Below are 5,745 nucleotides of genomic sequence, written 5' to 3'. Positions count from 1 at the left end.
CAATCCCCAGTTACAAAAGGAAATTTGGCGGAAGATGCATTAAAAAAAGCAGAAGAACTAGCGATTTTGGTGGATGAATTAGGCTATAGACGAATGTGGATGGCGGAGCATCATGGAACGAAAGCTTTTGCTAGTTCAGCGCCTGAAGTGACAGCTGCTTATCTAGCTGCCAAAACAAAAAATATTCGAATTGGCACTGGTGGGGTCATGATGATGCATTATTCTCCACTTAAATTAGCAGAAGTTTTTAAAACGCTTAGTGCATTTGCACCTGGTCGAATAGATTTTGGCGTAGGCCGTGCTCCTGGCGGGGATAATTACTCGATTTACGCTTTATCGGAAGGACGCCAGCCGATGGTACATAATATGTATGAAAAGTTTAATACTGCTCTCAAGTTAATAAATGACGAAGTTCCAGAAGATAGATTGTATGATAAAACGATTGCGTCACCATCAAATATTGTGTTGCCGGAAGCTTGGATGTTAGGTTCAAGTGGGAGCAGTGCCATAAAGTCAGGGGAGATGGGTGTTGGCTATTCTTTTGCCCAGTTTTTTAATGGTGAATTGACGAAAGAAATAATAGAAGCATATAAAGAACATTTTAAACCGTCTGCATTTATGGAGAAACCTGAAACGATTGTTACGTATATGGTCACGACCGCTGAAACGAAAGAAGAAGCAGAATTTGAGGCTGGTCCACAAGATATTTCACGGTTATTGCTACAGCAAGGCCGCATGATCCAAGCGTTAACACCGGAGGAAGCAAAGGATTATCCATTGACTGAAATCGATCGGATGAGAATCAAGGAAAACCGTAAACTTCATTTAGTAGGCTCAATAAAAGAAATCGCATCCTTATTGCAAAAAGAGCAAGAATTTTATGGTTTTGATGAAGCGATGATTTGTAGTATCCCACATTCACAGAAAAAGCGATTGGATGTTTATCGCTTATTGGCGCAGGAATTGATTTAACTTTTGAACATAATTACTTCTGAAGAAACGAAAGACATGTTGAATCATTTATTAAATGAATATATTAAGGAAAGTGGTGCAAAAGAGCAAAAGGGGAGGAAAATAAATTGAAGCGAACAACTGAAATGGTCTTAGGTGTTATCGCCTTAGTACTTCAACTACTTATCATTATTCTTGTAATACCAATAATGGTTTTTATTAGCTTACAATTTCCAGAAATCATTTCACCTAAATTTGAGGCATGGTACGCCTGGTTTGCAGTCGCAGTTCTCGCTGCCGGTTTATTTGTTGGAGTCGTTGCTTTAATTAAGCTTAAGTATAACCCTAAACAAGCAGGAATTACTTTATTGATAACGGGTATTTTTATGTTTTTTCTAACATTAGGGGCAACGTTGATCCAAACAGTGTTATTTGTAATAGTTGGCAGCATGTGTTTAATTAGGAAACCAATTGATCAGAAAATAACAGCCTGAGTTTTGCAACAAATTTTGATACAATAAACAAAATCTTCCGTTACAGATTGGATTATTGATGATAGCTGACACGGTAATCCGCCGACGGGTAATTAGTAAGTTTTTCGAAAATAAATTTTTCTAAAATGTAGAAATAAAAAATTACATGGTGGATGAAATCTAAATAATTAAAAAACGTAGGGTAATTAGTATCCCTACGTTTTTAAAATTCTTCATAAATCGCTGGATCCTGGTTTTTTAATCTACCATCTGGGCGAGTTAGTTCAGAGATCATATTCATTTCTTTATCATCTAAATAAAAATTGAAAATGGATATATTTTCAAGTTGCCGCTTTGGTGATTTGCTTTTGGGGATTGAGATTGCCCCCAGCTGATAATGCCAGCGCAATATAATTTGAGAAATCGTCTTCTGATATTTGTCGGCTATTTTTTGTAACGTTTTATTTTGAAATACTTCATTCGCTCGTGCTAGTGGGCTCCATGATTCTGTTGCAATATTATTCTCCTCATGCCACTTTCTTTGTTCCTCTTGGTTGAAAAAAGGGTGTAGTTCAATTTGGTTGATACTAGGCTTAACTCCTGTTTCCTTTTCAAGACGTTCAAGATGTTCAGGTAAGAAATTACAAACGCCAATCGAACGAATAAGTCCCCATTTTTTAGCATCAATTAATGCTTGCCAAGCTTCAATATATTGATTTTGCTTCGGATTCGGCCAATGAATGAGGTACAAATCATAATAATCGAGATTAGCACGATATAAAGATTCCTGGATGGTCGATACGGCTTTGTTATATGTATGATAACGACCTGGTAGTTTTGAAGTAATTTTTAATTCCTGTCTTGGAACGCTACTTCGGCGAATAGCCTCACCAACAGTACCCTCATTTTCATAATTGTAAGCTGTATCGATTAGTCGATACCCTTGGTCTATTGCACTTGTTATTGCAGCTGCCCCTTCATTTCCATTAAGATTATATGTACCAAATCCAATCCAAGGTATGGTAAGTCCGTCATTAAGTGTGATTTCTGGTATAGAATTACCCATATACGTCACTCCTTTTTATTAGCGGATAAGAAAGCATAAAAACTCTCTACGTTCAGTATATCAAAAGTGTGCCTTGTAGTCCTGTATCAGTGTTATATGAAGCCTTAAAAGTTTGAAAGAATGGGAAATTCAAATGAAAGCAGATCTGGTTTCTTTAAGAATGCTAAGAGTGGTTGGTTTTATAGTAATAAATGGTATAATGACAAATAATATCTTCATTAGGAGTGATTAACGTGTCATTGCCGAAAGAAGAACGAGACTATACGTATGTAGACTATTTATCTTGGCCCAAGGATGAGAGGGTTGAAATTATAAATGGAACACCATATTTGCAGGCTGCACCATCTAGAATTCATCAAGAAATCTTATCTGAAATGCATAGGCAAATAGCCAATTATTTGATCGATAAAAATTGTAAGGTATATCCTGTCCCTTTTGCCGTTATTTTAGATATGGAAGAGGAAGGGGATATAAAAAATGTTGTTGAACCTGATATCACCATTGTTTGTGATGAAGAAAAACTAGATGATCGTGGTTGTAAGGGAAGTCCAGATATGGTGGTTGAAATTATTTCACCTTCGACTGCAAGAAGAGATAAGATTGAAAAATTCAATTTATATGAAGAAGCGGGTATTCAAGAATACTGGATTATCGAGCCAGAAGAGAAAATATTAACTGTTTTTACTTTGCAAGCCAATCAAAGATATGGTCGTCCTAATCTATATTCAGAGGACGATCATGCGCCAGTCACCATTTTTGATGACTTGAAAATTAATTTAAATACCGTATTTTCACAATAGTAGAAAAAAAAAGCATGTAGAAAAAGAGGGGGATAATCTTTTTCTACATGCTTTATCTGTATATAATAATTTGTTATTTATATATTAATATCCGTAGTCCCAGTCAATAGCGTCTTCGCACCAAACTACTGCACTAATTGGATTAAACGTAACTTCCTTTTCGCCGATTGTACAATGTACATCTTTAGAGTCTTCCTGATTGCTTAACTCTTCGTAAACTTTATGTTCAACGTTTTCTAATACTGTGACAGTGTTATCCTTGTTAATTAATAAAGCCGTCCCTTTCATTTCCTTAGCACCTTCCTTAGAAGATTTATTTTTGATTCAACTATAGTATATACCAAATTTTATCTGATTAACCCATATTGTGAAGAAGTTCACAAAGGGTTCAAAATTGCTGTTTTTTATTTTGTAACAATTGGGATATGTAAAGCCTTTCAGGGGCAATTTTGTCCTAATAAGTCTATATATGAATCACGGCTTTTGTAGAGCTTTTGATTTAGTTTAAGAAGGTAACTTCAGCTGGTTAAATTGCAAGTTGTCTGGTTATTTCACGAATTAGCTGGTTAAATTCTGAATCGGCTGGATAACAGCATTGTTCATGGTTAATTAGCAATTTGCGTGGTTAATTATAAGATTAGCTGATTAAATTCGGAATCTCCTGGTTAAATTTGGGATTGCTTAATGACAACGAAATTAACAATAAGCCTCTTTTATTTTAATAATTACAGGAATAGCATATTAAAACATTTACCTTATTTGATAACTGGAGTTATTTTTCATTATACAACTTGTATTGCCAGCGTTATTGGATTATTTTTCTGTTAAAAGGTACATGATTCGATAACAGCATATGTATAGATCGGAAGTGCTAGATTTTCTTTTAACAGGTTTTTCAGACAGATAAAACCCCTAAACTTATGGATATATCAGCATTTATATATTTGGTAACTAGGACATGTGATTTATAGTATAACTGTTGGTATACTGATTAAAACGATGTCCATTGGGGAGGAGTAAATTTGATTAAGCAACTTTCGAAGCGTTTTTATCGGTTTGCAATAGACGAGTGTAAAGATTCAAGTGAGTTGTATGAGTTTTTATCGTTAAAGATAGCGGAGGATAGGGAGATTCTTCAATTAAGTTCCCATGCACAAAAAGGGCAACCTGTACCTAATTTATTATTTGGAGCCGTACACTTTCTTTTACTCCAGGGAAAAGAGCACGACCTAAAAGATTTTTATCCTAGTATTGTACATCAGCCAAAAAATGTGGAAAACGCTTTTTTCCCATTTAAAGATTTTTGTTTAAAAAATGATGAACAAATAATAAATATTCTTCAAACAAAATTAGTTCAAACAAATGAAGTTAGGCGCTCGGCGTATCTTTATCCAGCATTTTGCTATATGTATGAACAAGTAAAAAAGCCGCTATCTCTAATTGAAATTGGAACGAGTGCTGGATTACAATTGTTTTGGGATAAGTATAGCTACTCGTATAAAACGACAAAGGAAATTTATGGCGATCCCGATTCCGCTGTACATATTACTTCTGAGATAAAAGCAGAGGAACTACCGTTGTTATTAAAAACTGCACCTCCTGTCTCCACTAGAATTGGAATTGATTTACATGTAATTGATGTGACTAATGAAGATGATTATCTTTGGCTAAAAGCTTTGATTTGGCCTGAGCATAAACAAAGAAGACAATTGTTCATTGATGCAGCACGTTACATAACAGATAATGCTCTTGAATTGATTGAAGGGGATGGAATTTCGTTACTTCCGGAGATAGTAAATAACATTCAAGATGATTCTGTTATTTGTATTTTTCACACGCATGTGGCAAATCAACTACCACAAGAGGCAAAGAAACAGTTAATGGATACAATAACTAAAATTGGTCATACGAGGGATATTTTTCATCTTTATAATAATATATATGATGGTGAACTGCATCTTGACTATTTTATTGATGGGAAGGAAACAAATAAAACGATCGGCAAAACAGATGGACATGGCAGGTGGTTTGAATGGCAATTGAAGTAAGTGGGAGGAAATAAAATATGGCCTGTATATAGAAGGCGATAATGAGGTAGGGAATTGGTTAACCAATGAATTAAAATAAAGAGGAGATGATACAACATGGCTCATTTCTGGAGAAAATGTTGAAAATTATGTATCGGAAGTGGAGATTATAATATTAGATGTGATGTTACTTGGTTTAGATAGCCTTTCTATAGGAAAGCGGATTAAAATGTATATAACTTTCTGCATAAAAAAACTAATATAACAGAATGTAGCATTGAAAACAGTTGGGGAATTAGCAATAAACTATAATACTGGAGCTGAATTTGTCAATAATTTATTATGCTTGACAAATTCAGCTCACTTTTTTATTTTTCTAATTCTTTTTTTCTGGCTAATAGTTCTGTAAATTCTTTTTCCAATTTATC

Annotated in this window: 6 protein-coding genes; 4 read left to right on the top strand and 2 right to left on the bottom strand. The window is 34.6% G+C overall.

The annotated features are described in order from the left end of the window. The coding region (locus ACPYKA_RS09020) for an LLM class flavin-dependent oxidoreductase (protein ID WP_479541978.1) at positions 1-972 on the top strand (972 nt) is incomplete at its 5' end. 107 nt (positions 973-1,079) lie between these two features. Then, positions 1,080-1,445: a DUF4064 domain-containing protein gene (locus ACPYKA_RS09015; protein ID WP_479541977.1), complete on the top strand. Its 366-nt coding sequence runs from the start codon at positions 1,080-1,082 to the stop codon at positions 1,443-1,445. A 202-nt stretch (positions 1,446-1,647) separates the two neighbouring features. Here the strand turns inward: ACPYKA_RS09015 and ACPYKA_RS09010 are convergent, their stop codons facing one another. Beyond that, the gene (locus ACPYKA_RS09010) at positions 1,648-2,490 is read right to left on the bottom strand and encodes an aldo/keto reductase (RefSeq protein WP_479541976.1); all 843 of its coding nucleotides are present in this window, start codon (positions 2,488-2,490) and stop codon (positions 1,648-1,650) included. A gap of 233 nt (positions 2,491-2,723) precedes the next feature. Between ACPYKA_RS09010 and ACPYKA_RS09005 the strand changes: the two genes are divergently transcribed. Further along, on the top strand, positions 2,724-3,290 hold the full coding sequence (locus ACPYKA_RS09005; RefSeq protein ID WP_479541975.1) for a Uma2 family endonuclease: 567 nt from the start codon (positions 2,724-2,726) through the stop codon (positions 3,288-3,290). A gap of 84 nt (positions 3,291-3,374) precedes the next feature. On the opposite strand, the gene ACPYKA_RS09000 is transcribed toward ACPYKA_RS09005, so the two are convergent. Further along, positions 3,375-3,578, bottom strand: coding sequence for a hypothetical protein (locus ACPYKA_RS09000; RefSeq protein ID WP_479541974.1), 204 nt, complete (start codon positions 3,576-3,578; stop codon positions 3,375-3,377). 734 nt (positions 3,579-4,312) lie between these two features. On the opposite strand from ACPYKA_RS09000, the gene ACPYKA_RS08995 reads away from it, so the two are divergent. Next, positions 4,313-5,338, top strand: coding sequence for a DUF2332 domain-containing protein (locus ACPYKA_RS08995; RefSeq protein ID WP_479541973.1), 1,026 nt, complete (start codon positions 4,313-4,315; stop codon positions 5,336-5,338). The last annotated feature ends 407 nt before the right edge of the window (positions 5,339-5,745 follow it).

The organism is Pseudogracilibacillus amylolyticus (SeqCode) (genome assembly GCF_051918545.1).
Taxonomy (GTDB): Bacteria; Bacillota; Bacilli; order Bacillales; family Amphibacillaceae; genus Pseudogracilibacillus.
This window is presented reverse-complemented; position numbering and strand designations above follow the sequence as displayed.